Source organism: Limimaricola pyoseonensis, assembly GCF_900102015.1.
Classification (GTDB): domain Bacteria; phylum Pseudomonadota; class Alphaproteobacteria; order Rhodobacterales; family Rhodobacteraceae; genus Limimaricola; species Limimaricola pyoseonensis.
On record NZ_FNAT01000002.1, the window covers coordinates 641,456 to 666,083 of the forward strand.

The 24,628-nt window shown below is 71.0% G+C and carries 23 protein-coding genes and 1 tRNA gene; 11 read left to right on the forward strand and 13 right to left on the reverse strand.

The features are described from left to right. Positions 1 to 22 precede the first annotated feature (22 nt). Positions 23 to 628 carry a flavin reductase family protein gene (locus BLT43_RS06940; RefSeq protein WP_090111296.1) on the reverse strand — a complete coding sequence of 202 codons (606 nt, stop codon included), beginning with the start codon at positions 626 to 628 and terminating at the stop codon, positions 23 to 25. Positions 629 to 771: 143 nt separating this feature from the next. On the opposite strand from BLT43_RS06940, the gene BLT43_RS06945 reads away from it, so the two are divergent. Next, positions 772 to 1,260: a GNAT family N-acetyltransferase gene (locus tag BLT43_RS06945; protein ID WP_090111298.1), complete on the forward strand. Its 489-nt coding sequence runs from the start codon at positions 772 to 774 to the stop codon at positions 1,258 to 1,260. Between the two features lie 32 nt (positions 1,261 to 1,292). Then, positions 1,293 to 2,108: an EcsC family protein gene (locus BLT43_RS06950; protein WP_090111300.1), complete on the forward strand. Its 816-nt coding sequence runs from the start codon at positions 1,293 to 1,295 to the stop codon at positions 2,106 to 2,108. Here the strand turns inward: BLT43_RS06950 and arsH are convergent. The 4 genes from arsH to BLT43_RS06970 form a co-directional block, all read right to left on the reverse strand. Next, positions 2,105 to 2,812: an arsenical resistance protein ArsH gene (gene arsH, locus BLT43_RS06955; protein WP_090111302.1), complete on the reverse strand. Its 708-nt coding sequence runs from the start codon at positions 2,810 to 2,812 to the stop codon at positions 2,105 to 2,107. The genes BLT43_RS06950 and arsH overlap by 4 nt on opposite strands. A gap of 65 nt (positions 2,813 to 2,877) precedes the next feature. Next, positions 2,878 to 5,133: a phosphoenolpyruvate--protein phosphotransferase gene (gene ptsP, locus BLT43_RS06960; RefSeq protein ID WP_090111304.1), complete on the reverse strand. Its 2,256-nt coding sequence runs from the start codon at positions 5,131 to 5,133 to the stop codon at positions 2,878 to 2,880. 44 nt (positions 5,134 to 5,177) lie between these two features. Then, positions 5,178 to 6,416: an aspartate kinase gene (locus tag BLT43_RS06965; protein WP_090111306.1), complete on the reverse strand. Its 1,239-nt coding sequence runs from the start codon at positions 6,414 to 6,416 to the stop codon at positions 5,178 to 5,180. Positions 6,417 to 6,483: 67 nt separating this feature from the next. Next, positions 6,484 to 6,909, reverse strand: coding sequence for a DUF1178 family protein (locus BLT43_RS06970; RefSeq protein WP_090111308.1), 426 nt, complete (start codon positions 6,907 to 6,909; stop codon positions 6,484 to 6,486). 232 nt (positions 6,910 to 7,141) lie between these two features. Between BLT43_RS06970 and BLT43_RS06975 the strand changes: the two genes are divergently transcribed. The 4 genes from BLT43_RS06975 to modC all read left to right on the forward strand — a co-directional run bounded on the left by BLT43_RS06975 (position 7,142) and on the right by modC (position 10,847). Beyond that, positions 7,142 to 8,266, forward strand: a complete 1,125-nt coding sequence (locus tag BLT43_RS06975; protein ID WP_090111546.1) for an acetoin utilization protein AcuC — start codon at positions 7,142 to 7,144, stop codon at positions 8,264 to 8,266. Between the two features lie 84 nt (positions 8,267 to 8,350). Then, entirely contained in the window at positions 8,351 to 9,097 is a 747-nt protein-coding gene (gene modA / locus BLT43_RS06980; RefSeq protein WP_090111310.1) for a molybdate ABC transporter substrate-binding protein, read from the forward strand. Beyond that, a complete protein-coding gene (gene modB, locus BLT43_RS06985; protein ID WP_090111312.1) occupies positions 9,094 to 9,786 on the forward strand; it encodes a molybdate ABC transporter permease subunit in 693 nt (230 codons plus the stop codon). Before modA ends, modB begins: the two co-directional genes overlap by 4 nt. Next, complete coding sequence (modC, locus tag BLT43_RS06990) at positions 9,783 to 10,847, forward strand: molybdenum ABC transporter ATP-binding protein (protein ID WP_090111547.1); 1,065 nt, start codon at positions 9,783 to 9,785, stop codon at positions 10,845 to 10,847. Before modB ends, modC begins: the two co-directional genes overlap by 4 nt. Positions 10,848 to 10,865: 18 nt before the next feature. Here modC and BLT43_RS06995 read toward each other — a convergent pair whose 3' ends face one another. Beyond that, on the reverse strand, positions 10,866 to 11,135 hold the full coding sequence (locus BLT43_RS06995; RefSeq protein ID WP_090111314.1) for a DksA/TraR family C4-type zinc finger protein: 270 nt from the start codon (positions 11,133 to 11,135) through the stop codon (positions 10,866 to 10,868). A 126-nt stretch (positions 11,136 to 11,261) separates the two neighbouring features. Beyond that, the gene (gene nhaC, locus BLT43_RS07000; RefSeq protein WP_090111316.1) at positions 11,262 to 12,773 is read right to left on the reverse strand and encodes a Na+/H+ antiporter NhaC; all 1,512 of its coding nucleotides are present in this window, start codon (positions 12,771 to 12,773) and stop codon (positions 11,262 to 11,264) included. 259 nt (positions 12,774 to 13,032) lie between these two features. Between nhaC and yghU the strand changes: the two genes are divergently transcribed. Further along, entirely contained in the window at positions 13,033 to 13,902 is an 870-nt protein-coding gene (gene yghU / locus BLT43_RS07005) for a glutathione-dependent disulfide-bond oxidoreductase (protein ID WP_090111318.1), read from the forward strand. A 53-nt stretch (positions 13,903 to 13,955) separates the two neighbouring features. On the opposite strand, the gene BLT43_RS07010 is transcribed toward yghU, so the two are convergent. Further along, positions 13,956 to 14,210 (reverse strand): DUF6552 family protein, encoded by a 255-nt coding sequence (locus BLT43_RS07010; protein ID WP_090111320.1) that lies wholly within the window; start codon positions 14,208 to 14,210, stop codon positions 13,956 to 13,958. Next, the gene (locus BLT43_RS07015) at positions 14,200 to 14,904 is read right to left on the reverse strand and encodes an SDR family oxidoreductase (protein ID WP_090111322.1); all 705 of its coding nucleotides are present in this window, start codon (positions 14,902 to 14,904) and stop codon (positions 14,200 to 14,202) included. Before BLT43_RS07015 ends, BLT43_RS07010 begins: the two co-directional genes overlap by 11 nt. 116 nt (positions 14,905 to 15,020) lie before the next feature. On the opposite strand from BLT43_RS07015, the gene BLT43_RS07020 reads away from it, so the two are divergent. Beyond that, a complete protein-coding gene (locus tag BLT43_RS07020) occupies positions 15,021 to 15,923 on the forward strand; it encodes a LysR substrate-binding domain-containing protein (protein WP_090111549.1) in 903 nt (300 codons plus the stop codon). A 6-nt stretch (positions 15,924 to 15,929) separates the two neighbouring features. Here the strand turns inward: BLT43_RS07020 and BLT43_RS07025 are convergent, their stop codons facing one another. From BLT43_RS07025 to BLT43_RS07040, 4 genes are all read right to left on the reverse strand, one after another. After that, the gene (locus BLT43_RS07025; protein ID WP_090111324.1) at positions 15,930 to 17,573 is read right to left on the reverse strand and encodes a glycoside hydrolase family 13 protein; all 1,644 of its coding nucleotides are present in this window, start codon (positions 17,571 to 17,573) and stop codon (positions 15,930 to 15,932) included. Between the two features lie 68 nt (positions 17,574 to 17,641). Beyond that, positions 17,642 to 17,715 (reverse strand) — tRNA-Cys (locus BLT43_RS07030). 59 nt (positions 17,716 to 17,774) lie between these two features. Beyond that, entirely contained in the window at positions 17,775 to 18,500 is a 726-nt protein-coding gene (locus BLT43_RS07035) for a response regulator transcription factor (protein ID WP_090111326.1), read from the reverse strand. After that, complete coding sequence (locus BLT43_RS07040; RefSeq protein ID WP_090111328.1) at positions 18,497 to 20,398, reverse strand: hybrid sensor histidine kinase/response regulator; 1,902 nt, start codon at positions 20,396 to 20,398, stop codon at positions 18,497 to 18,499. The genes BLT43_RS07035 and BLT43_RS07040 overlap by 4 nt, the downstream gene beginning before the upstream one ends. Before the next feature lie 148 nt (positions 20,399 to 20,546). Here BLT43_RS07040 and BLT43_RS07045 point away from each other — a divergent pair, with 148 nt between their 5' ends. The 3 genes from BLT43_RS07045 (at position 20,547) to BLT43_RS07055 (ending at position 24,628) form a co-directional block, all read left to right on the forward strand. Continuing rightward, positions 20,547 to 21,782, forward strand: coding sequence for a phenylacetate--CoA ligase family protein (locus BLT43_RS07045; protein ID WP_090111331.1), 1,236 nt, complete (start codon positions 20,547 to 20,549; stop codon positions 21,780 to 21,782). A gap of 118 nt (positions 21,783 to 21,900) precedes the next feature. After that, complete coding sequence (locus BLT43_RS07050) at positions 21,901 to 22,680, forward strand: ABC transporter ATP-binding protein (RefSeq protein WP_090111333.1); 780 nt, start codon at positions 21,901 to 21,903, stop codon at positions 22,678 to 22,680. Continuing rightward, positions 22,670 to 24,628: an AMP-dependent synthetase/ligase gene (locus BLT43_RS07055; protein WP_090111334.1), complete on the forward strand. Its 1,959-nt coding sequence runs from the start codon at positions 22,670 to 22,672 to the stop codon at positions 24,626 to 24,628. The genes BLT43_RS07050 and BLT43_RS07055 overlap by 11 nt, the downstream gene beginning before the upstream one ends.

The following is a 24,628-nucleotide window of genomic DNA, read 5'->3' on the forward strand; positions in this document are numbered from 1 at the left end:
CGGTCGGGCCGCCCCTTCGCGCTTACTGGCCGGGGCGGGTCAGGCTGAAGAGCTCGGTCACGCGGGCATAGTCGCGGTAGCCGAGGCGGGCGAGCGGCTGGAAGGTGGTCACGTCGAAGCGGCCCTCGACGATGCAGTCGTCGCGCATGTGCACGCCGGTCACCTCGCCGATGGCCATGAAGTTGTGCTCGCCCTCCAGCTCGACGATCTTCACCAGCCGGCATTCGAGCGAGGCCGGTGCATTCGCCACGCGCGAACAGGCGATGGTCTGGCACTCCGCGCGCTCGATCCCGGCCTTGGCGAACTCGTCCTCTTCCTTGGGCCAGGGGCCGGAGCTCACGTTCATCACGTCGCGCGCCGCGTATTCGACGATGTTGACGCAGAACTGCTCCGTCTCGCGGATGTTGAACATGGTGTCCTTCGACCAGTCGCGGTCGGACTTGGCCGAGGTCGAGGCGAACATCACCTGCGGCGGCACGTAGGCCACGGCGTTGAAGAAGGAGTAGGGGGCGAGGTTCTCGCTGCCGTCGCTGCCGCGGGTCGAGACCCAGGCGATGGGACGCGGCGAGACGATGGCGTTGAACGGGTTGTGCGGCAGGCCGTGGCCATCCTCGGGGCGGTAGAACATGCGGGAACTCCTCCTTGGTCGCCGCATGGGTAGCGAGGCGGGGCGGCCGGGTCCAGAGCGGCGGTTTGCACCGCCGATCCGCCATGCTAGGCCGCGCGCGCGGCGCGTGCGCCGCCGGGAAGGACCCGGGCAGGGAGGGGCGGATGGCCGAGATCGCGCAGGAGCGGGCAGAGGATCACTGGGAGGTCGAGGCGCTCTACGACCTGTGCTTCGCGCCCGGGCGCGAGGCGCTGTCCTCCTACCGGCTGCGCGACGGCGTGGCCAAGGTCGCGCGGCTCTGCCTCGTCGCGCGGGGCCGCGCCGGCGAGGTGGCCGGCGCGATCCGCACATGGCCGGTCCGGGTCGGCAGCGTTCCGGCCCTGCTGCTCGGCCCCGTGGCCGTCCACCCGACCCGGCAGGGCGAGGGCCTGGGCGGGCTGCTGATCCTCGACGTGATCGAGCGCGCCCGCGCCGACGGCCACCCCCGGATGCTGCTGGTGGGCGACGCGCCCTATTACGGGCGCTTCGGCTTCTCGCGGCTCGAAGGCGTGACCATGCCGCCGCCGACCAACCCCGAGCGGGTGCTGGGCATCGCGCTCGAGGACGGCGCCTGGGGCGGGGTGAGCGGCGAAGTCCTGCGCGCCGGAGATTGAAAAGCCGCGCGGAGCGCACCATTTTTCCGGGCATGAGCCCGCACCGCATCAAGGAAATCAATCCCGAACACCCGCCCGCGCCGCTCAGCGCCGAGGCGCGCGAGCAGATCGGCGCGCTGGCCGCGCGGCAGGCGCGGGCCGGCGGCGCGCTGATGCGGATCATCAACCTCGCGGGCGACCGGGTCGAGCACGGGCTGAAGCTGATGCCGCCGCCCGCCCGCAAGCGGGTCGAGGCGGCCGCGCGCGGCGCGCTGGCGCGCAGCTACGACCTCGCCAGCCGGTCGCGCGGCCCCGGCGCCGCCGCGCTCGAGGCGCGCTTCGGCTCGGACCGGGCGCACCGGGCGATGGCGACGCTGTCGGGCGCGCTGGGCGGGATCGGCGGCATGACCACGGCGCTGGCCGAGCTGCCGGTGGCCACGACGATGATCTTCCGCGCCGTGCAGGGCGTGGCCGCGCAATACGGCGAGGACCCGGCAAGCCCCGAGACCCGCGCCGAATGCCTGCGCGTCTTCGGCGCCGGCGGGCCGGGCGAAGGCGACGAGGGCATCGACACCGCCTTTCTCGGCGCGCGGCTGGGGCTCTCTGGCGTCGCCGTCAACCGGCTGATCGCCAAGGTCGCGCCGCGCTTCGCGGCCGTGCTGGGCCAGAAGCTCGCGGGCCAGGCGGTGCCGATCCTCGGCGCGGCCGCGGGGGCGGGCACGAACTACGCCTTCATCGACTACTACGTCGAGGTGGCGCACGTGCATTTCGGGCTGCGACGGCTGGCGCGCGCGCATGGCGACGAGCAGGTGCTCGACGCCTTCCACGACGCGCTGGCACGCCGCCGCATGCCGCGCCGCCGGTTCTAGATGCCTGCGGTGTTCACCCGCTTCGACAGCTCCGCCGCCGTCTCGACCCGCTCGGAATAGCGGTCGGTCAGGGCGGGGCGGCCGCGGGTCATGTAGGTGAACTTCACCAGCTCCTCCATGACGTCGACGATCCGGTTGTAATAGGGCGAGGGCTTCATCCGCCCCGCCTCGTCGAACTCGCTCCAGGCCTTGGCGACCGAGGACTGGTTCGGGATCGTCACCATCCGCATCCAGCGCCCGAGCACCCGCATCTGGTTGAGCGCGTTGAAGCTCTGCGAGCCGCCGCTGACCTGGCACAGCGCCAGCGTCTTGCCCTGCGTCGGCCGCACGCTGCCGACCGAGAGCGGGATCCAATCGATCTGCGCCTTGAGGATGCCGGTCATCGCGCCGTGCCGCTCGGGGCTCGACCAGACCATGCCCTCGGACCAGCCGGCCAGCTCGCGCAGCTCGGCCACCTTGGGGTGATCCTCGGGGGCGGCGTCGGGCAGGGGCAGGCCGGCGGGGTCGAAGATCCGCACCTCGGCCCCGAAGTGCCGCAGCAGCCGCGCCGCCTCTTCGGCGACGAAGCGCGAATAGGAGCGTTCGCGCAGGCTACCGTAGAGGATCAGGATGCGCGGCGCATGGCCGGGATCGCCGGGCGCGGCATAGAGCGCCGGGTCGATCGGCGGCATCCGGTCGTGGTCGAGATGGGGCAGGTCGGTCACGGCGCGTTCCTCATATCCATATTTCCGGATTTATGGATATAAAGCGCCGTGTCAAGCGGCCCGCGTCACATCAGCCAGCCCTGCGAGGTCAGCCACTTGGTGACGGCGGGGCGGACCGATTCGTCGCCGGCGGCGCGGGATTCGTCGATCACCGAGCGCAGCGTCTCGAGGTTGCAGTGCCGGATCAGGTGCTTGACCGGCCCGACCGAGGCCGGCCGCATCGACAGCGTGCGGAAGCCCAGCGCCGCGAGGCAGAGCGCCTCCATCGGCCGGCCGGCATCCTCGCCGCAGAACGACACCGGCGTCCCGGCCGAGCGGGCCCGGGCGAGGATGTGGTCGAGGAAGGACATGAAGCTCACGTCGAGCGTGTCGTAGCGCCGGCGCACCCGCTCGTTCTCGCGGTCGGCGGCGAAGTAGAACTGCTTGAGATCGTTGCCGCCGACCGAGAGGAAGTCGACCTCGTGGAAGAAGCTGTCGGGCGCCCAGGCGAGGCTGGGCGTCTCGAGCATCGCGCCGACCTCGACCGTCTCGGGCAGCGGGTGGCCGAGGATCCGCTCGCGCTCCATCGCCTTGTCGAACTCGGCCCGCGCGGTGCGGAACTCCGAGGGCTGGGCGATGAAGGGAAACATCACCGATAGCGGCCGGCCATTGGCGGCGCGGATCAGCGCCTGCAGCTGCATCCGGAGCACGCCCGGCTTGTCGAGCCCGACCCGGATCGCGCGCCAGCCCATCGCCGGGTTCGGCTCGTCATTGGGCTTCATGTAGCTCAGCACCTTGTCCGAGCCGATGTCGAGCGTGCGGAAGGCGACGCGCTTGCCGTCGGCCGAATCCATCACCCGCGCATAGAGCGCCGACAGCTCGGCGCGCTTGGGCATCTTGTTGCGGATCAGGAACTGCAGCTCGGTGCGGAACAGCCCGACCCCCTCGGCGCCCGACCCCTTGAGCGAGGGCAGGTCGGCCATCAGCCCGGCATTCATGTGCAGCGACACGGTGGTGCCGCACAGCGCCTCGGCCTTCAGGTCGCGGATCGAGGCGTAGCGCTCGAGCGCGCGCGCCTGCATCGCGATCTTGTCGCGGAAGGCGGTCTTCACCGTCTCCTCGGGGCGCAGATGCACCGCGCCCTGGTCGCCGTCGACCAGGATCACGTCGCCGTTCAGCGCCTCGGAGGTGATGTTCTTGGCATGGATCACTAGCGGGATCGCCCAGGCCCGCGCCACGATCGCGGCATGGCTGCCGACCGATCCGTCCTCGAGCACGATGCCCTTGAGCTTCTTGCCGTATTCCAGGAGCTCGCCGGGCCCGATGTTGCGCGCGACCAGCACCGGGTTCTCCGGCATCTCGGCGCCGGTGTCGCGGCCCTGGCCGGTGAGGATGCGCAAGAGCCGGTTCGACAGGTCGTCGAGATCCGACAGCCGCTCGCGCATGTAGTGGTCGCCCGAGCGGTTCATGCGCGAGCGCGCCAGCGACTGCTCCTTCTCGACCGCGGCCTCGGCCGAGAGGCCGCTCTCGATGTCCTCCTCCATGCGCCGCATCCAGCTGCGCGAATTGGCGAACATGCGGTAGGTCTCGAGCACCTGCACCTGGTCGGGGTTGGCGGTGGCCGCGCCCGAGAGCAGGTCGTCGACCGTGACGCGCAGCTCGTCCACCGCGTCGCGCAGGCGCTGCACCTCCACCGCCGGGTCCTCGGCGATCGGGTTGGTGACGACGACGCGCGGCTCGTGCAGCCAGACCCGGCCCTCGGCCGCGCCCTCCTGCCCGGTGGTGCCGCGGAACATCACCGCCTGCTGGTGGCGGGCCGAGAGCGCCGCGCCGGTGTCGACGAAGGCGCCGAGCTCGGTCATCTCCGCGAGCACCATCGCCACCACCTCGAGCGCGTAAACCTCGTCGGTGGTGAACTGGCGCGCCGATTTCGACTGCACCACGAGCACGCCCATCGGCTCGCCCAGCCGCTGGATCGGCACGCCGCAGAAGCTCGAATAGCGCTCTTCGCCGGTCTCGGGCATGTAGCGAAAGCCCGGCTCGGCCGGGGCGTCGGCGGTGTTGACCACCTGTCGCGTGCGGGCGGTGCGCCCCACGAGACCCTCGCCCAGCCGCATCCGGGTCTGGTGCACGGCCTCGGGCTTGAGGCCCTCGGTGGCGCAGAGCTCGAGCGTGTCGGCGTCACGGAACAGGTAGATCGAGCAGACCTCGGTCTTCATCGACGAGGCGATCAGCCCGACGATGCGGTCGAGCCGCGCCTGGCCGGCGCCGCCCTCGGCCATCACGGCCGAGAGCCGACCCAGAAGCTTGCGGCTTTCGGATTCCACCAGTCGATCGGCCATCGCCGCCCTCTTCCCGCCGCCCGTGCCGGGGGGAGTGGTCCCGGTCAGGCGGCCTTGTCCAGCCCGAAGGCATCATGCAGGGCCTGCACCGCGAGTTCCATGTATTTCCGGTCGATCAGCACGGAAATCTTGATCTCTGAGGTGGTGATGACCTTGATGTTGATCCCCTCGGCGGCGAGCGCCTTGAACATGTCGGCGGCGACGCCGGTGTGGCTGCGCATGCCGATGCCCACCACCGAGACCTTGGCCACGTCGGTGTCGGTGACGAGGTCGTGGAAGCGCAGCTCGCCGCGCTCCTTGGCGGCGGCCACCGCCTTCTCGGCGCGCAGCACCTGGTCGTTGGGGCAGGAGAAGGTCATGTCGGTGCGCCCCTCCTCCGAGATGTTCTGCACGATCATGTCGACGTTGACGCCGGCATCGGCCAGCGCCCCGAAGATCGCCGAGGCGATGCCGGGCCGGTCGGCCACGGAGATGAGCGTCATCTTGGCCTCGTCGCGCGAATAGGCGACCCCGGCGACCACGTTGCTTTCCATGATATCCTCCTCGTCGCAGACGAGCGTTCCGGCCTCGTCGGACTGTTCCTCGAAGCTCGACAGCACGCGCAGCTTCACCTTGTAGCGCATCGCCAGCTCGACCGAGCGGGTCTGCAGCACCTTGGCCCCGAGAGAGGCCAGTTCCAGCATCTCCTCGAAGGCGATGCGGTCGAGCTTGCGCGCCTTGTCGCAGATCCGCGGGTCGGTGGTGTAGACCCCGTCCACGTCGGTGTAGATGTCGCAGCGCACCGCGCCGAAGGCGGCGGCGAAGGCGACCGCGGTGGTGTCGGAGCCGCCGCGCCCCAGCGTGGTGATCCGGCCCTCCGGGCTCACGCCCTGGAAGCCCGCGACCACGGCCACGCGCATGCCCTCGCCGAACTTGGCGGTGATGTTGTCGGTCGGGATCTCCTCGATCCGCGCCGCGCCATGCGCGCTGGTGGTGCGCACCGGCACCTGCCAGCCCTGCCAGCTGCGCGCCGGCACGTCCATTTCCTGCAGGCGCAGCGCCATCAGCCCGGCGGTGACGTTCTCGCCCGATGAGGTGACGGCGTCGTATTCGCGCGCATCGTACATCGGCGAGGTCTCGTTGACCCAGCCGACCAGCTCGTTAGTCTTGCCGGCCATGGCCGAGACGATGACTATCACGTCGTGGCCCTTGGCCACCTCGACGGCCACGCGTTTCGCGGCCCGGTGGATCCGGTCGAGCGTGGCGACCGAGGTGCCACCGAATTTCATCACCAGGACCGACATGCTTTCCCCCGCGCAGATTCCGGCGTCCTCATAGCGAGGGGGGGACGCGAGGGCAATGTCCGGCGGCTCAGTTCGTGCGACGGCGCGGCGCGAAGGGCAGGGGGGCGACCGGGATTCCGTCCTCGATCAGGCGGCGCGCCTCCTCGGGCTTGGCCTCGCCGTGGATCGCGCGTTCGGGGCTGCGGCCCTCGTGCATGTCGCGGGCCTCGCGGGCGAAGGCGTCGCCGACATAGTCGGAGTTCGCCTCCACCTTGCGCCTCAGTTCGGCCATCGCGCGCTCGAGCGGCGTGCCGGGCTCTGACAGCCGGCGCGGCTGGCGCGGCGCCTCGCTTTCCTTCACCGACGGGGCCATCAGCGCCTTGGTGACCCGCGCGTCGCCGCAGACGGCGCAGGACAGCTGCCCGGCCTTCTCCAGCGCGTCATAGGCGCTCGCGGAGGCGAACCAGCTGTCGAAGGCGTGGCCGTTCTTGCAGGTGAGGTCGTAGCGGATCATGTCGAAAGCCCCGATGGATGAACTTCAGATAGGTCGCCGCCGCGCCGGATGCAAAGCACGCCCGATCACGCGGCCCGGCGCGGTGGCACGAAGGCCGCATCCGGTGGGTGGTTCGGCCGCGGCGCGGCGTTTCGCGGCGAAACGGCGCGGCTGCGGCAGGCTGCCGGGCTGGCCGCGCCGCGTGCCGTGCTATCTCGGGACGGGACGCGGGACGACGGGCATGGGAGACGGCATGGCGGGCAGGGCGCGGTTCATCGGGGCCAACATCTACCGCGGGTCGAGCTACGGCTCGCGGCACCCGCTGCGGGTGCCGCGGGTCTCGACGGTGATGGACCTCGCCCGGGCGCTGGGCTGGCTGCCCGACGACCTCTACCTGCCCAGCCCGCGCGCCAAGCCGGCCGCTCTGCACGGCTTCCACACCCCCGAATATATCGCCGCGCTGGTCGCGGCCGAAACCACGCAGGAGGTGAGCGAGGAGGTGCGCGAACGCCACCACCTCGGCAGCCATTCCAACCCGGTCTTTCCCGAGATGTATCGCCGCCCCGCCACCGGCGTCGGCGGCGCGCTCTTGGCGGGCGAATTGCTGCGCGAGGGCGGCGTGATCCACCTGCCGGGCGGCGGCACGCATCACGGCCTGCCCGACCGGGCCAACGGTTTCTGCTATCTCAACGACCCGGTCTTCGCGATCCTGTCGCTGAAGGCACATGGCGCGAAACGCGTGGCCTATGTCGACATCGACGCGCATCACTGCGACGGCGTCGAGGCGGCCTTCGCGAACGACCCCGACACGCTGCTGGTCTCGACGCATGAGGAGAACCGCTGGCCGCGCACCGGCGCGCTGGGCGACAAGGGCGCGGGGCAGGTGTTCAACCTGCCGATCCCATCGGGGCTCGGCGACGACGCGATGGCGCTGGCGCGCGACGCGGTGATCCTGCCCGCAGTCGCCGCCTTCCGCCCCGACGCGGTGGTGCTGCAATGCGGGGCCGACGCGCTTCTGGAAGACCCGCAATCGCGGCTCGCCATGTCGGGCCACGCGCATCTGGGCGTGCTGCGCGGGCTGCGGCCGCTTTCGCCGCGCTTCCTCGTGCTCGGTGGCGGCGGCTACAACCCGTGGAGCGTCGGGCGGCTCTGGACCGCGGTCTGGGGCGAGCTGTCGGGGCGGGACCTGGACGTGCCGCTGCCCATGCGGGCGCGCGCGGTTCTGGCCGGGCTCGACTGGCCGGGACAGAGGCGGGTCAAGGCGCCGCCCGAGGCGTGGCTGTCCACCCTGCTCGACGCGCCGCGGCCGGGCGATTTGCCCGACCTGTTGCGCGAGCGGGTCGAGCGGTTGCAATCGCGGCTGCTGGCCTGGGTCTGAGTCCTGGTCTGACACGGGCGCGGGCCGCTCTTGCCCCCGGCCCCCCGGCGATGCGACATGGCGGGGCTCAAGACGGGAAGCCCGATGCACGTGAAACTTCTTGCCCTCTGCCTCGCCGCATGGCCCGGCGCGGCCTTGGCCGAGACGCTGGTCTTCGCGGCCGCGAGCCTCGGCGGCCCTCTCGACCGCGCGGTCGCGGCCTGGGAAGCGCAGGGCGGCGCGCCGGTGACGGTGTCCTACGCGGGCAGCTCGGCGCTGGCACGCCAGATCGCGGCGGGGGCGCCTGCAGATCTCTTCGTCTCGGCCAGCCCCGAATGGATGGACGCGGTCGAGGCCGAGGGGCTGGTCGTCACGGGCAGCCGCCGCGACCTGCTCGGCAACGCGCTGGTGCTGGTTTCGGGCGAGAGCGCGGCCGAACCGGTGGAGATCGGCCCGGATCTCGACCTCGCCGCGATGCTTAAAGGTGGTCGCCTCGCCATGGCGCTGGTCGAGGCGGTGCCGGCCGGGCAGTACGGCCGCGCCGCGCTGGAGAACCTCGGCCTGTGGGACGGGGTCGCGCCCCGCGTGGCGCAGTCCGAGAACGTGCGCGCCGCGCTGGCTCTGGTGGCGAGCGGCGCCGCGCCGCTGGGCGTGGTCTATGCCACCGACGCCGTCGCCGAGCCGCGCGTCACCGTGATCGGCCGTTTTCCCGCCGACAGTCACCCGCCGATCCGCTACCCGGCCGCGCTGATCGAAGGGGCGGAGGACGAGGCGGCAGGTCTGCTCGACTTCCTCTCCGGCCCCGAGGCGGGGGCGATCTTCGCCGAGGCCGGCTTCGCGGTGCCCGAATGACCGAGTGGCTCGGCCCCGAGGAATGGCAGGCGGTGCGGCTGTCTCTCAAGGTCTCCGCCACCGCCGTGGCGGCGAGCCTGCCGCTCGGCCTGCTCTGCGCCTTCGCTCTGGCGCGCGGGCGCTTTCCGGGGCGGCATCTGCTCAACGGGCTGGTGCATCTGCCGCTGATCCTGCCGCCGGTGGTGACGGGCTACCTGCTGCTGCTCGCGTTCTCGCGGCAGGGGCCGGTGGGGGCGCTACTGGAGCCCTGGGGCCTGTCGGTCGCCTTCCGCTGGACCGGCGCGGCGCTGGCGGCGGCGATCATGGCCTTTCCGCTGATGGTGCGGCCGATGCGGCTCGCTTTCGAGGCGGTCGATCCGGGGCTGGAGCAGGCGGCGGCGACGCTGGGCGCCTCGAAGCTCAGGGTCTTCGCCACGGTGACGCTGCCGCTGGCGCTGCCCGGCGTGGTGGCGGGCGCGATCCTCGCCTTCGCCAAGGCGATGGGCGAATTCGGCGCGACCATCACCTTCGTGTCGAACATCCCCGGCGAGACCCGCACCATCCCGACCGCGATCTACGCCTTTTTGCAGATGCCGGGCGGCGAGCCGGCGGCGCTGCGGCTGGTGGCGGTCTCGGTGGCGCTGGCGATGGCGGCGCTTCTGGCCTCGGAATGGCTGTCGCGGCGGATCGCGCGGCGGGTGGCGGCATGATCCGGGTCGAGATCCGCAAGCGGCTGGGCGAGTTCGCGCTCGACGCCGCCTTCGACGCGCCGCCGGGGGTGACGGCGCTGTTCGGCAAGTCGGGCTCGGGCAAGACCAGCCTGATCAACGCCGTCGCGGGGCTCCTGCGCCCCGATGCCGGGCATATCGAGATCGACGGCACCGTGCTGTTCGACGCCGAAAGGCGGGTCGACCTGCCGACCCATCGCCGCCGGGTCGGCTACGTGTTCCAGGATGCGCGGCTCTTTCCGCACATGTCGGTGGCCAAGAACCTCGCCTATGGCGGCCGCCACGACCGCGAACGGGTGATCGAGATGCTGGGTATCGGCGACCTGCTCGACCGCCGGCCCGCCGCACTTTCGGGCGGCGAGCGGCAGCGCGTGGCGATCGGCCGGGCGCTGATGGCCGATCCGCGGCTTCTGCTCCTCGACGAGCCGCTCTCGGCGCTCGACGCCGAGCGCAAGGCCGAGATCCTGCCCTGGCTCGAGCGGCTGCGCGACGAGGCCGGGCTGCCGATCTTCTACGTGAGCCACGCCGCCTCCGAGGTGGCGCGGCTGGCGACCACGGTGGTGGTGATGGAGAAGGGCCGGGTGACGCGCGCGGGCGCGGTGGCCGAGGTGCTGTCGGACCCGGCCGCCGTCGGCACGATCGGCGCGCAGGAGGCGGGCGCGGTGGTCACGGCGCGGATCGCCGGGCTCGACCGGATCGACGGGCTGACCGAGCTGGCGCTGTCGGGCGGGCGGATCGTGCTGCCGGGCAAGCTCGGCCGGATCGGCACGCATCTGCGGCTGCGGATCTCGGCGCAGGACGTGATCCTGAGCCGCGACAAGCCGCAGGGGCTGAGCGCGCTCAACGTGCTGCAAGCCGAGGTGACGGCGGTGGACGAGGGTCCCGAGGGCGTGGCGGTGGGGCTGGCCTGCGGGCGCGACCGGCTGCTGGCGCGGGTCACGCGTCGCTCGGCGCGGGCGCTCAGGCTCGAGCCGGGGCTGCCGGTCTGGGCCATCGTAAAGGCCAGCGCCGTGGCGCCGCAGGACGTGGGCGGCGCGGTCTGAGGCCGCGCTAGAAGCCGATCACTTCAGCTGGCTGTCCTTCGAGCCGCGCCGGTTGATGCCGCCGCGCGCCTGGCTGCGGCTGTCGCGCCCCGACTGGCATTCGACGCAGAGCTTGACGCCCGGGATCGCCTCGCGCCGGCGCTCGGGGATCGGCTCGTCGCATTCGACGCAATGGGTCGCGCTCTCGCCCATCGGGCCGCGCCGGGCGCGCATCCGCGCCAGCTCGTCCTGCAGGGACGCCTCGATCTGTTCCTCCACCGCGCCGTCGCGGGACCAGCCACCGGCCATGCGCTCCTCCGTTTCGCTGCGATACATCCAAGGTAGGCACCGCGGCGGCGATGTGAACCGGTGCAGCCAAAGAGAAAGCCCCGCCGGGGGCGGGGCTTTCGGTCGTGTCGCGTCCGGGTGTCCGGATCAGATCGGCTGGGCTTCCTTCGAGGGGCCCGGATCGCCGAGGTGGTCGTGATCGGACAGGTCCATCACGTCCTCGTTGTCGCGCGCCCAGTTCGCCCGGTCCTTCTCGGAGGCCTTGGGCGAGAAGAACCCGGTGATGGCGTAGAAGATGCCGATCACCGGCGCCGTCCAGCAGGCGAAGGCCAGCGGGATGTAGAGCAGGTTCTCGAGGTTGCCGTCCATGATGCCGAGGCCCAGCGTGGTGATCACGAAGGCGCCGCCGGCGTTCCACGGGATCAGCGGGCTCATCAGCGTGCCGCCTTCCTCGGTGGCGCGGCTGAGGTTGAGCGTCGAGTAGCCCATGCCGCGATAGAGCGGGGCATACATCCGGCCCGGCAGGGCGATCGAGATGTAGGGGTCGCCCGCGACCACGTTGGTGGCAAACGAGGTGACGATCGCCGAGGACTGCACCGCGGTGAAGCTCTTCACCCGGCTGACGATGGCGAGGATGATCGCCTCGAGGCAGCCGGTGCGCTCCAGAGCGCCGCCGAAGCCCAGCGCGATGAGCATGAGCGAGATCGTCCACATCATCGACTGGATGCCGCCGGAGTTCAGCAGCGAGTCGATGTCGGCGATGCCGGTGTCGACCGAGTAGCCCGACTGGGCATAGGTGAACACGTCATGCACGCCGATGCCGTTCTGGTAGAAGATCGCGACGAGGCCACCCAGCAGCACGCCCGCGAAGAGCGAGGGCAGCGGCGGCTGGCGCATCAGCGCGAGCCCGACGACCAGAAGCGCCGGCAGGAGCGGGATCAGGCCCAGGTTGAAGTCCTGCTGGAGACGCTCGGTGATCTGGGTGATCGCGGCGAGCGAGGTGTCGGCCGGCTCGATCAGCGCGAAACCCGCGACGATGTAGACACCCAGGGCGATCAGCATCGCCGGCACGGTGGTCGGCAGCATGTTCTGGATGTGGTCGAAGATGTTCACGCCGGTCACGGCGGGGGCGAGGTTGGTGGTGTCCGACAGCGGCGAGATCTTGTCGCCGAAGAAGGCGCCAGAGACGATCGCGCCCGCGGTCCAGTAGACCGGGATGCCGAAGCCCGCACCGATGCCCATCAGCGCCACGCCGATGGTGCCGACGGTGCCCCAGGAGGTGCCCAGCGACAGCGAGACGACCGCACAGAGGATCATCGCTGCGGCAAGGAAGATCGAGGGGTTGAGAAGCGTCAGGCCGTAGTAGATCAGCGTCGGCACGGTGCCCGAGGCGATCCAGACGCCGATGATCATGCCCACCACGATCAGCACCGAAAGCGAGGGCAGCGAGACGTGGATCACGTGGAACACGCCTTCGCGGATGTCAGTCCATTTCTGGCCGCGCATGACGCCCAGAAGGCCGGTGATGGCGAGGCCGAGCACCAGCGGGATATGCGGCGTGAAGTCGCCGAAATAGAACAGCTGCAGCGCCAGCAGTCCCAGTGTGAGAACCACCGGCAACAGCGCCAGCGGAAGTGAGGGCAGGTTTTTCTCCGTCACGAGTGAGGGGTCTCCTGTCTGTTTCCGAAGTCGGCTATATGAGGGAACTAGCGGTGAAATGCCACCGGGCTAGAGGAAATTTGGCTGGTTTTTTCTCATTTCGCAGGCCGAATGGAACCGAAACCCGCGCGAGTGCAGGCCTTTCGGCTCGCCCGTGCGGCGGGCCGCAAGGGCCTGTGCGGGCCGCCGGTCTCGACATTCGCGCAGCCATCTCCATGTTTGCGCCGATGGCCAAAGGCCGCCAAACACAGGATGCGAGATGACCGAGAGCACCGAATACACGCCCCCGAAGGTCTGGCACTGGGACGCCGAGAGCGGCGGCAAGTTCGCCAGCATCAACCGCCCCGTCGCCGGGCCGACGCATGACCGCGAGCTGCCGGTGGGCGAGCATCCGTTCCAGCTCTACTCGCTGGCGACGCCGAACGGCGTGAAGGTGACGGTGCTGTTGGAGGAGCTGCTCGCCGCCGGCCATTCGGGCGCGGAATACGATGCCTGGCTGATCGACATCGGCGAGGGCGACCAGTTCTCCTCGGGCTTCGTCGAGGTCAACCCGAACTCGAAGATCCCGGCGCTAATGGACCGCTCGGGCAAGGCCCCGCAGCGGGTGTTCGAATCCGGCGCGATCCTTCTGCACCTCGCCGAGAAGTTCGGGGCCTTCCTGCCCAAGGACCCGGCCGCGCGCACCGAGGCGATGAGCTGGCTGTTCTGGCAGATGGGCAGCGCGCCCTATCTCGGCGGCGGCTTCGGGCATTTCTACGCCTATGCGCCGAGCAAGATGGAATACCCGATCAACCGCTTCTCGATGGAGGCCAAGCGCCAGCTCGACGTGCTCGACCGGCACCTGGCGGAGAACGAGTTCATGGCCGGGGCGGAGTATTCGATCGCCGATATCGCGATCTGGTCCTGGTACGGGCAGCTGGTTCTGGGGCGTCTTTACGACGCGGCCGAGTTCCTCGACGTGAAAAGCTACGCGAACGTCATGCGCTGGGCGAAGGCGATCGACGCCCGCCCGGCGGTGCAGCGCGGTCGCATGGTGAACCGCAGCTTCGGCGAGCCCGAGACGCAGCTGCGCGAGCGGCACTCGGCCGAGGACTTCGAGACGAAGACGCAGGACAAGGTCGAGGCCTGACCTGCGACGCGGCCGGCGGGCAAACCGCCGGCCGCTTTCTTTTTCGGTGCGGCTCAGCCGCTGGCGAGGCCCGCCAGCATCGAGCCCAGCGCCACGACGTGGATCAGCATGATCGCCCGGTCCTGCCACATCGCGCCCACGGCGAACCAGCCGATCACGCCGCCGATGAACAGGTAGAGGTTCAGCGGCGTCACCCCGAAGGCGGTGGCGGCGTAGCCCGCGATCTGCACCACCGAGGCCACCCATTTGACGGCAAAGGCGATGCGGTCGCGCCGAAGCGCGGGCCCGGGTGCGACGTCAAACGCCATGGGTCAGCCCTCCGTCCACGCGCCAGTTCTGACCGGTCACGTAGCCGGCCTCGTCCGAGACCAGCCATGCGATCAGCGAGGAGACCTCGTCGGCGCGGCCGTAGCGCCCCATCGGGATGCGGGCGCGGCGATCCTCGGTTTCGGGCAGGCTGTCGATGAAGCCCGGAAGCACGTTGTTCATGCGGATGTTTTGCGCCGCGTGCCGGTCGGCGAAGAGCTTGGTGAAGCTCGCGAGACCGGCGCGGAACACGCCCGAGGTCGGAAACAGCGGATCCGGCTCGAAGGCGGCGAAGGTCGAGATGTTGACGATCGCGCCGCCGCCCTGCGCGGCCATGACCGGCGTCACCAGCCGTGCGGCGCGGATCACGTTGAGCAGGTAGACCTCGAGCCCGTCATGCCAGCCGGCGTCGTCGATCTCCATGATGTCGCCCTTGGGCCCGTGGCCGGCCGAGTTCACCAGCGCGTCGATCCGGCCCCAGCGCGCCATCGCGCCTTCGACCAGCGCCGTGAGATCCGCGACCGAGCGGTTCGAGCCGGTCACGCCGAAGCCGCCCAGCTCCTGCGCCAGAGTCTCGCCCCGGCCGGAGGAGGACAGCACGCCCAGCCGGTAGCCGTCGGACGCCAGCCGCCGTGCCGCATCCGCACCCATCCCGCTGCCGCCCGCGACCACGAGCGCCACTTTTTCTGTCGTCATCACCAACTCCATCGGAACATGCGATCCGGGCCGGACGCGGCCCGTTGCGCATCCAGCTAAACCCGATAGGCTGGCACGACGAGCCAGATCGCCTGTTTCGAGACTGTAGGAAATCTATCGTGTTACGGCTGTCCCTGCCGCCGCTGAACGGGTTGCGCGCCTTCGAGGTGGCGGGGCGCCATCTGAGCTTCCGGGGCGCGTCGGAGGAGCTTGGCGTCACCCAGGGCGCGGTGGCCCAGCAGGTGCGCGGGCTCGAGCAGCAGCTCGGCCTGCAGCTGTTCCTGCGTGAATCCCGGGGCCTCGGCTTCACCGAGATCGGCCGCGTCTACCACGCGGCGGTGTCGCAGGCCTTCAGGCAGCTGGGCGAGGCGACGGCGCGGCTGCGGCCCGCGCCCGACCAGGTGACGATCAGCGTGACGCCGACCTTCGCCTCGAAATGGCTGATCCCGCGCCTGCCGCGCTTCGCGGCGGCCTATCCGGGCGTCGATCTCAGGGTGATGGCGACCGAGCGGGTCGCGAGCTTCCGCTCGGATGGGATCGACCTCGCGGTGCGGCTCGGCAACCCGCCCTTCGGGGCGAGCCTGCGCGCCGACCTGCTGTTTCGGCAGGAGGTGGTCGCGGTCTGCGCGCCCGAGCTGCTGCCCGAGGGACGGGCGGCGCTTTCGGCCGAGGAACTCGCGGGGCTGACGCTGCTGCACGACACGCATGACCTCTGGCCGCGCTACATGGCCGATGCCTTCGGCCCCTCGGGGCCGGCATCGGGGCCGGCATCGGGCAAGGGGATCCGCTTCAGCCAGACCACCCTGGCGCTCGACGCGGCGCTGGCGGGGCAGGGGGTGGCGCTGGCGGCGCGGGTGCTGGTCAACCGCGACCTCGCCGCGGGGCGGCTCGTGCAGCCGGTCGATCACCGGCTGGCCACGGGGCCGGACTACTACATCCTCGCCCCGCGCCGCACCATGTCGCGCGCGGCCGAGGCGGCGCGCGACTGGATCCTCGGCCATTCCGAGAGCGACGGCTGAGGCCGCTCAGCCCGTGGCATGGATCGCCACCGCCTCCCATGGCTCGAGCGTCACGCGCCCCGACAGGGATGTGCGCGGCGCGAGGCTGGCCGAGACGCAGCGCCCCGCGACCTGCAGCGCGGCGGGCAGGTCGAACTCGGCCGGGCGGCCCGAGAAGTTCGCGACCATCACGATGCGCTCGTCGTCCAGCCACCGCTCATAGGCCATGACCTGCGGGTGATCCTGTAGATGCGGGCGGTAGGTGCCGTGGCGCACCACCGCCAGCTCGCGCCGCAGCGCCGCCAGCGCCCGGTAATGCGCGAAGACGCCGTCCGGGTCGGCGCGGTCGCGCGCGACGTTGATCTCGGCGTGGTTTGGGTTGACCTCGATCCAGGGCCGGCCGTCGGTGAAGCCCGCCTGCGGCCCGTCCGTCCACTGCATCGGCGTGCGGGCGTTGTCGCGGCCATTGGCGTTGGCCCCGGCCATGAACTCGGCCGCCGCCACCCCGGCCGCGGTCTGGATCGCGTGAAAGTTCAGCGTCTCCACGTCGCGGAACTGCGAGATGTCGGAGAAGGCCGCGTTGGTCATGCCGATCTCCTCGCCCTGGTAGATGTAGGGCGTGCCCTTCATCAGGTGCAGCGCCGTCGCCAGAAGCTTGGCCGAGCGGACCCGGAAGCGCCCGTCATCGCCGTAGCGCGACACCGCGCGCGGCAGGTCGTGATTGCCCCAGAAGAGCGAGTTCCAACCATCCTCGGCCAGCGCTATCTGCCACTTGTCGAGCACCGCCTTCAGCGCCACGAGGTCGAAGGGCTTGGGGCGCCACTTGCCATGCACCTCGTGCCAGCCCTGCGTGACGTGCTCGAACTGGAACACCATCGACAGCTCGCGCGCCTCGCGGCCGGAATAGAGCCGCGCGCCCGCGGGCGTGGCGCTCCAGGCCTCGCCCACCGTGACCACGTCGCGCCCGGCCAGCGTCTGCGCGTGCATCTCGCGCAGGAAGGGGTGCAGGTCCGGCCCGTCGGCGGTGATGCCCCGGTCGGGCTGCTTGCCGATCAGGTCGATCACGTCCATGCGGAACCCCGCCACGCCGCGGTCGAGCCACCAGTTCATCATCTCGTAGATCTCGCGGCGCAGCGCCGGGTTCTGCCAGTTCAGGTCGGGCTGCTTGCGGTCGAAGAGGTGAAGGTAATACTGCCCGGCGACCTCGTCGAAGCTCCAGGCGGGGCCGCCGAAATTGGACTGCAGCTCGTTGGGCGGGCCGCCGCCGGCGGCCGGGTCGCGCCAGACGTAGAAGTCGCGGTAGGGGCTCTGGCGGTCGCGCCGGGCGGACTGGAACCAGTGGTGTTCGTCGGAAGAGTGGTTGACCACGAGGTCCATGACGATGCCGATGCCGCGGGCGCGGGCCTCGGCGATCAGCCGGTCCATGTCGTGGAGCGTCCCGAACTCGGGCGCGATGTCGCGGTAGTCCGAGATGTCGTAACCGTTGTCGACCATCGGGCTGCGATAGACCGGCGACAGCCAGACGAAGCCGACGCCCAGATCGGCGAGGTGGTCGAGCTTCGATATGATGCCGGGGATGTCGCCGATCCCGTCGCCGTCGCTGTCGCAGAAGCTGCGGGGATAGATCTGGTAGCCGGTGGCCGCCTGCCACCACGGGGCGGTGTCGGTCATGTCGCGCTCCCTGTCGTCCTGTGTCGGGACATGCGGCGCGGAGCGGCGGCGTCAATGCTGTATGGGAATGGAGGCGGGTACCGGAATCGAACCGGTGTGCACGGATTTGCAATCCGCTGCGTAACCACTCCGCCAACCCGCCTCTGTGTGGCGTTCACTAGGGTTTCGGGCGGGGGGCGTCAAGCGGTATCGGCGCCGGGTTCAGTCCCATTCGACGCCGGCGGCGAAGACGTAGCCCGCGCCGTAGACGGTGCGGATCAGCTTCGGGCTGCGCGGCGGGTCGCCGAGCTTCTTGCGCAGCCGCGAGACCCGCACGTCGACGCTGCGGTCGAACTGGCCGCCGGCATCCTCGAACAGCTGCTCGACCAGCCAGTCGCGGCTGACCACCCGGCCGCGGGTGTGCAGGAACAGGGTCAGCAGGTCGGCATCGGCCCGCGACAGCCTCTGGGTGTCGCCATCGGGGCCGGTCAGCTCCAGCCGGTCGGCGTCGAAGCAATGGCCGGCGAAGCGGGCGCGGCGCGGCGCGGCATCGGTCTCGGCCGGCGGCGGCACCGGCGCGGCGCGGGCCATGCGGCGCAGGACGCTGCGGATCCGGGCCACGAGCTCCGCCGGGTCGGCGGGCTTGGCGAGGTAGTCGTCGGCGCCCAGCGACAGCCCCTCGACCCGGTCGTCGAGGCTGCCGCGGCCGCTGACCACCACCACCGGCACGCCGCGCGCGGCCAGGTCGTCGCGCAGGAAGTCCAGCCCGTCGCCGTCGGGCAGGCCGAGATCGAGCACGCAGAGATCCGGCCGGCCGGTGGCCAGCGCGGCGCGCACCGCCTTGATCGCGCGGAAGGGGCGGGCGGTCATGCCGGCGCGCTCGATCTCGCGCGCGAAGAGCGCGGCCAGATCGCTGTCGTCCTCGAGGATGAAGATGGTCTCGCTCATGTCTCCCCCCGCGCGACGACCGGCGCGTCCCCCCAGCTGGCGATGGCCGCCGCGATCTGCGCCGCCTCGACCGGCTTGCGCAGCAGCCGCAGGCTTTCGCCGAGCCGGCCCTCGATCCGGTCGCGGCCGTAGCCGGTGATCAGCACGACCGGCAGGCCGGCATCGCGGGTGCGGACCCGGCGGGCCAGCGCGACCCCGTCCATGCCCGGCATCGACACGTCCGAGACCAGCGCGCCGATGCCCGGCACCGCGGCCAGAAGGTCGAGCGCCTCGGCCCCGCTCTCGGCCTCGAGCACCTGCGCGCCGATCGCCACGAGGTTGCGGCTCAGCGTGGTGCGCACCTCGGCATCGTCGTCGACCAGCAGCACCAGCCGTCCGTCGAGCCGGGCCGGCGCCACCCGGGCGGGGCCGGGCGCCGGGGCGGTGCCCTCCGGCGCCGCCGGCAGGGTGAGGGTGACGCGCGTGCCGCGGCCCGGCGCGCTCTCGACCTCGACATGCCCGCCCGAATCGGCGGCGAAGCCTCGCACCATGGTCAGGCCCAGGCCGGTGCCGCCGCGCCCGGCCTTGGTCGAGTAGAACGGCTCGAACAGCCGCGCCCGGGTCGCGGCATCCATGCCGGCCCCGTCATCCGCGACCCGGATCTCGACCGCTCCGTCGCCGGCCGGCGCGCTGGAGAGGCGAATCGTGCCGCCGCCGGCGCAGGCGTCGGCGGCGTTGATCACGAGGTTGATCAGGCTGGTCTCGAGCAGCGCCGGGTCGGCATGGACGGGCGGGGTCGGGCCGGGCTCACAAAGGAGGCGGACATCCTCGCCGAGCCCCGGGCGGACCAGCGTGGCGACCCCGGCGAAGGTCTCGGGCAGGGCGACGGCCTCGGGCGAGAGCGGCTGGCGGCGCGCCACGGCGAGAAGCCGGCGCATCAGCTCGGCGCCGCGCCGGCCGGCGCGGATCGCGGGGTCGAGCATCTCGGCGGCCATGTCCTCGTCGTCGAGCCGCTCGCGCAGCGGCGCGAGATTGCCGAGGATGATGGTCAGCAGGTTGTTGAAGTCATGCGCGATGCCCGAGGACAGCTGGCCCAGCATCTCCATCTTCTGCGCCTGCATCAGCGCCGCCGCGGCCTCCTTCTCGCGGGTGACGTTGACGGTGAGCAGGTAGAAGCCCAGCACCGTGCCGTCATGCGCCTGGTCGGGGCGCAAGAGCGTGCGGGTCTCGAGCCGCCGCCCGCCGGGAAAGGTGATCGGGATGTCGAAGGCCAGCGCCTCGCCGCGCGCGCCGCGCTCGAAATACTCGGCCACGCGGGCCATGGTGTCGGGCGTCAGCACCTCGGCGTCGCGGCGGCCCACCACCTGTTCGGGGTCGAGCCCGTAGGCGGCGGCGAAGCGGCGGTTGGCGAAGCGGAACACGCCGCCGCGGTCGAGATAGGAGATGCCGGCCGGCACCTCGTTGGCGATCACGCGCACCCGCTCGTCGCTGCGCCTGAGCTGCTCGGTGCGGCGCAGGATGCGGCGCTCGAGCTCCAGCTCGCGGCGGCGCTGCAGGGTGATGTCGGTGTAGAGCGTCGCGAAGCCGCCGCCATCGGGCAGCGGCCAGCCCGAGACCTTGAGCACGACGCCGTTGGGGCGGGTGCGCTCGAGCGTGTGCGCCTCGAAGCGGCGCGCGGCGGCGACCCGCTCGGCCACCAGAAGGTCGAGATCGCCCGCGCCGTATTCGCCGTGCTCGGCGTTCCAGCGCACCATCGCCTCGAAGGGCGTGCCGGGGCGGCCGAGGCGGCTCGGCATCTCCATCAGCTCGAGGAAGCGGTCATTGGCGAAGATCAGCTTCAGATCGGCGTCGAACAGCGTGATCGCCTGGTCGATCCGGTTCAGCCCGGTCATCAGCGTGCCGAGAATGTCGGTCTGCATCGCTCCCCCTCCGCGCCGCCCGCATCCCCCCGGCGGCGCGCGCAGACTGGCCGCTCGTCACAATTCCTGCAACCGGCAACACTCTCGCAACAATCGGGGCCGAGCCTGCAGGCCGAGGATCAGGGAGGTCCGAGTCCGAGGGGGAGGCATGGCGAAGTACTACGACGCGCTGGAGACGAGACGGGGCGAGGCGCGCGAGGCGGCGCAGTTCGGCGCGCTGCGCGAGGTGATCGCGGCGGCGCAGGCGGGCGCGCCCTACTGGCGCGAGGCGCTCGATGGGGTCGATGCGGACACCGTGACCGACCGGGCCGCGCTGGCGCGGCTGCCGGTGCTGCGCAAGTCCGACCTGCCCGAGCGGCAGGAGCGCGTGCCGCCCTTCGGCGGGCTGGCGACGCGGGAGGCGAAGGCTTTCCGCCGTCTCTACCTGTCGCCCGGCCCGATCGTGGAGCCCGAATCGGACGCGCCGCACTGGCGCTTCGAACGGGCGCTGCACGCCGCCGGCATCGGCGCTGAGGACGTCGTGGCGAACTGCTTCGCCTACCACATGACCCCGGCCGGCATCATGTTCGACCATGCCTGCGCCGGCGTCGGCGCGACGGTGTTCCCGGCCGGCGTCGGCAACACCGACCAGCAGGTCGAGGCGATCGCCAAGCTCGGGATCAGCGCCTATGTCGGCACGCCCGACTTCCTGCGCGCGATCCTCGAGAAGGCCGAGGCCAGGGGCGTCGATGCGCGCGGCGTCACCAAGGCGCTGGTCACCGGCGGGCCGCTCTTTCCGGACCTGCGGAACTGGTACGAGGGGCGCGGCATCGCCGTGCGGCAGTGCTACGGCACCGCCGAGCTGGGGCTGATCTCCTACGAGACGGTGCCGGGCGAGGGCATGGTCTGCGACGAGCAGGCGATCGTCGAGATCGTCCGCCCCGGCACCGGCGACCCGGTGGCCGAGGGCGAGGTGGGCGAGGTTGTCGTGACCACCTTCAACCCCGACTACCCGCTGATCCGCTTCGCCACGGGCGATCTTTCGGCGCTGATGCCGGGCGAGAGCCCCTGCGGCCGCACCGCGCCGCGGCTGAAGGGCTGGATGGGCCGGGCCGATCAGACCACCAAGGTGCGCGGCATGTTCGTGCATCCGGGGCAGGTGGCCCGCGCGGTCAAACCCTACCCGGAGGTGGCGCGGGCCCGGCTCGTGGTGCGCGAAAGCGAGGGGCGCGACACGCTCGTCCTCGAGGTCGAGAGCGACCAGCAGGGCGACGGGCTGGCGCAGCGGCTGGGCGAGGCGCTGCGCGCCGAGTGCCGGCTGCGCGGCGAGGTGGTGTTCCGCGCCCCGGGCAGCCTGCCCAATGACGGCAAGGTGATCGACGACCAGCGCGACGTGGGCATCTAGGCCCGGCGCGTCAGGACAGGACCGGGCGCGCGGGCGGGGGAGAGCCGGCGCGGTCCCGGCAAGGGAGGAGAAGAATGGACCAGATCAGTCAGGCGCGGCTGCGCCGGGGGAGGGCGGCGTGAGCGAGGCGGTACTGCGCTGCGAGAATGTCAGCCGCTTCTTCGGCGGCATCCACGCGCTCAAGGGCATCTCGGCCGAGGTCCGGCAGGGCGAGATCTTCGGCCTCGTCGGGCCGAACGGGTCGGGCAAGACCACGCTGGTGAACTGCGTCACGGGCTTCTACCCGCCGCAGAAGGGCCGCATCCTGTTCGAAGGCAGGCAGATCAGCGGCCAGCGGCCGCACAGGATCGCCTCGAACGGCATCGCCCGGACCTTCCAGAACGTCGCGCTGTTCAAGGGCATGACCGTGCTCGAGAACATCCTGATGGGCCGGCACATCTTCATGAACCCGAACCCGCTCGCGGCGCTGTTCTACCCGGTCTGGGCCGCCAAGGAAGAGGTCGCCCACCGCCGCAAGGTCGAGCAGATCATCGACCTGCTGCAGCTCGAGAGCGTGCGCGACGAGCATGTCGAGGTGATCCCTCTGGGCCTGCAGAAACGGGTCGAGCTGGCGCGCGCGCTCTGCGCCGAGCCGCGGATGCTGATCCTCGACGAGCCGATGGCCGGCATGAACCAGGAAGAGAAGGAATACATGGTCCGCTTCATCCTCGACGCGCAGGAGGAGCTGGGCCTGAGCGTGCTGATCATCGAGCATCATCTCGACGTGGTGACCTCGATCTGCGACCGCGTGCTGGTGCTCAACGACGGCAACAAGATCGCCGAGGGTCCGGCGCGCGAGGCGATGTCGGACCCGGAGGTGGTCAAGGCCTATATCGGGGGGCAGGCCCATGCAGCATGATCCCGTGACCGCCCGCGACCCGCGGATGCTGCACCCCGACTGGAAACCCGAGGACACGTTGATCGCGCTTCTGGCGCGCAATGCCCGCGAGCATCCCGACCGCGTCGCCCTGCGCGAGCGCGACCACGGCATCTGGCAGCAGACCACCTGGGCCGAGTATCTCGACGAGGTGCTCTCGCTCGCCGCCGGCTTCGAGGCCGAGGGGATCGGGCCGGGCGACATCGTGCTGGTGACCGGCGACAACCGCGCCCGGCTCTACGCCGCGACGCTGGGTCTGATCGCGCTGCGCGCCGTGCCCTCGCCCGCCTATTCCGACGCAAGGCCCGAGGAACTGCTCGACCAGATGACCCGCGAGGGCATCCGCGCTGCGGTGGTCGAGGACCAGGAGCAGGTCGACAAGCTCGAGAGCGTCCGCGACCGGCGCCCGGAGCTGGCCCGCATCCTCTACGACGACCCGCGCGGCCTGGGCGACAAGGCGCCCGCGGGCGCGAGCGCGCTGTCCGACCTGCTGGCGCGGGGCCGCGCGCGGCTGAAGGCCGAGCCGGGCCTGCGCGACGACCTCGTCTCGCGCGCCAGCGTCTTCGACATCGCGGTGCTGCTGCACTCCTCCGGCACCACCGGCGCGCCCAAGGGCATCCCGCTGCGCCACGGCCACGTGCTGTCGGGCGTGCGCAACGCCGCCGCCGCGGGCTATTTCCGCGAGGGCGAGGAGCACATGGCCTACCTGCCGATGGCCTGGGTCGGCGATTTCAGCTTCTCGATCGCCGCGGCGATCGAGCTGAAGTTCACCGTCAACGTGCCCGAGAACCAGGAAACCGCGCTGCACGACCTGCGCGAGATCGCGCCCACGCTCTACTTCGCCTCGCCGCGCGCCTGGTCGGCCATGCTGACCCGCGTGCAGGTGGGCATCGCCGAGACCTCGGGGCTGAAGCGCAAGCTCTACGACCATTTCATGCCCTTCGCGCTGAAGCTCGAACGCGAAAAGCTGGAGGGCCGCAGCCCGTCGGCGCTGCAGAAGCTGTGGCGCGGCGTGGGCGACGCGGTGATCTACGGGCCTCTGCGTGACCAGCTCGGCCTGCGCCGCGTGGCGCGGCCCTACACCGCCGGCGAGGCGATCGGCGAGGACGTGTTCCTCTATTTCCGGGCGCTGGGCCTGAACCTGCGGCAGTTCTACGGCCAGACCGAGAACTGCGCGCTCGCCGTGGCGCAGTCGAGCGAGGACATCAGCCTCACCACCGTCGGCCGGCCCTTCCCGGGGGTCGAGGCGAAGATCGACGAGAGCGGTGAGATCCTGCTGAAGGGCGGCAACATCTTCGACGGCTATTTCGAGAACGAGAAGGCCACCGCCGAATCCCTGCGCGACGGCTGGCTCTGCACCGGCGATGCGGGCCAGTTCGACGCGGACGGCCAGCTCGTGGTGCTCGGCCGCCTGTCGGAGGTGATGCACAAGGCCGACGGCACCCGCTTCATCCCGACCTATCTCGAGAACCGGTTGAAATTCGCCCCGGCGATCCGCGACGTCTGCGTCATCGGCAAGGAGCGCGGCTTCCTCTCGGCCATCGTCTGCATCGATTTCTCGGCGGTGGGGCAGTGGGCGCAGGAGCGCGGCATCCCCTACACCTCCTATGCCGAGCTGTCACAGCGGCCCGAGGTGGTCGATCTGGTGCGCGGCGAGATCGCGCGGCTCAACGCCGCCGTGCCGGCCGAGCTGTCGATCGACCGCTTCGTCAACCTGCACAAGGAGTTCGACCCCGACGACGGCGAGGTGACCCGCACCCGCAAGCTCAAGCGCGGGGTCATCGACGCGCGCTACGGACAGATCATCGAGGCGGTCTACGAGGCCCGCGACGAGATCGAGTACGAGGCGCAGATCACCTACGAGACCGGCGAGACCGGGGTGCTGACCCGGACCCTGAAGATCGGCGACCTCAAGGGAGGGCAGCACTGA

Bases quoted from the DNA above. Each gene is read 5' to 3' on its own strand.
- BLT43_RS06940 (WP_090111296.1), bottom strand. From the start codon at position 628: ATGTTCTACCGCCCCGAGGATGGCCACGGCCTGCCGCACAACCCGTTC.
- modA (WP_090111310.1), top strand. From the start codon at position 8,351: ATGCACGTGAAACTTCTTGCCCTCTGCCTCGCCGCATGGCCCGGCGCG.
- yghU (WP_090111318.1), top strand. From the start codon at position 13,033: ATGACCGAGAGCACCGAATACACGCCCCCGAAGGTCTGGCACTGGGAC.
- BLT43_RS06965 (WP_090111306.1), bottom strand. From the start codon at position 6,416: ATGTCGGTCCTGGTGATGAAATTCGGTGGCACCTCGGTCGCCACGCTC.
- BLT43_RS07010 (WP_090111320.1), bottom strand. From the start codon at position 14,210: ATGGCGTTTGACGTCGCACCCGGGCCCGCGCTTCGGCGCGACCGCATC.
- BLT43_RS07015 (WP_090111322.1), bottom strand. From the start codon at position 14,904: ATGACGACAGAAAAAGTGGCGCTCGTGGTCGCGGGCGGCAGCGGGATG.
- ptsP (WP_090111304.1), bottom strand. From the start codon at position 5,133: ATGGCCGATCGACTGGTGGAATCCGAAAGCCGCAAGCTTCTGGGTCGG.
- BLT43_RS07040 (WP_090111328.1), bottom strand. From the start codon at position 20,398: ATGCAGACCGACATTCTCGGCACGCTGATGACCGGGCTGAACCGGATC.
- modB (WP_090111312.1), top strand. From the start codon at position 9,094: ATGACCGAGTGGCTCGGCCCCGAGGAATGGCAGGCGGTGCGGCTGTCT.
- BLT43_RS07035 (WP_090111326.1), bottom strand. From the start codon at position 18,500: ATGAGCGAGACCATCTTCATCCTCGAGGACGACAGCGATCTGGCCGCG.
- BLT43_RS06995 (WP_090111314.1), bottom strand. From the start codon at position 11,135: ATGGCCGGTGGCTGGTCCCGCGACGGCGCGGTGGAGGAACAGATCGAG.
- BLT43_RS07025 (WP_090111324.1), bottom strand. From the start codon at position 17,573: ATGACCGACACCGCCCCGTGGTGGCAGGCGGCCACCGGCTACCAGATC.
- BLT43_RS06945 (WP_090111298.1), top strand. From the start codon at position 772: ATGGCCGAGATCGCGCAGGAGCGGGCAGAGGATCACTGGGAGGTCGAG.
- BLT43_RS07055 (WP_090111334.1), top strand. From the start codon at position 22,670: ATGCAGCATGATCCCGTGACCGCCCGCGACCCGCGGATGCTGCACCCC.
- modC (WP_090111547.1), top strand. From the start codon at position 9,783: ATGATCCGGGTCGAGATCCGCAAGCGGCTGGGCGAGTTCGCGCTCGAC.
- BLT43_RS06975 (WP_090111546.1), top strand. From the start codon at position 7,142: ATGGCGGGCAGGGCGCGGTTCATCGGGGCCAACATCTACCGCGGGTCG.
- BLT43_RS07045 (WP_090111331.1), top strand. From the start codon at position 20,547: ATGGCGAAGTACTACGACGCGCTGGAGACGAGACGGGGCGAGGCGCGC.
- BLT43_RS06970 (WP_090111308.1), bottom strand. From the start codon at position 6,909: ATGATCCGCTACGACCTCACCTGCAAGAACGGCCACGCCTTCGACAGC.
- BLT43_RS06950 (WP_090111300.1), top strand. From the start codon at position 1,293: ATGAGCCCGCACCGCATCAAGGAAATCAATCCCGAACACCCGCCCGCG.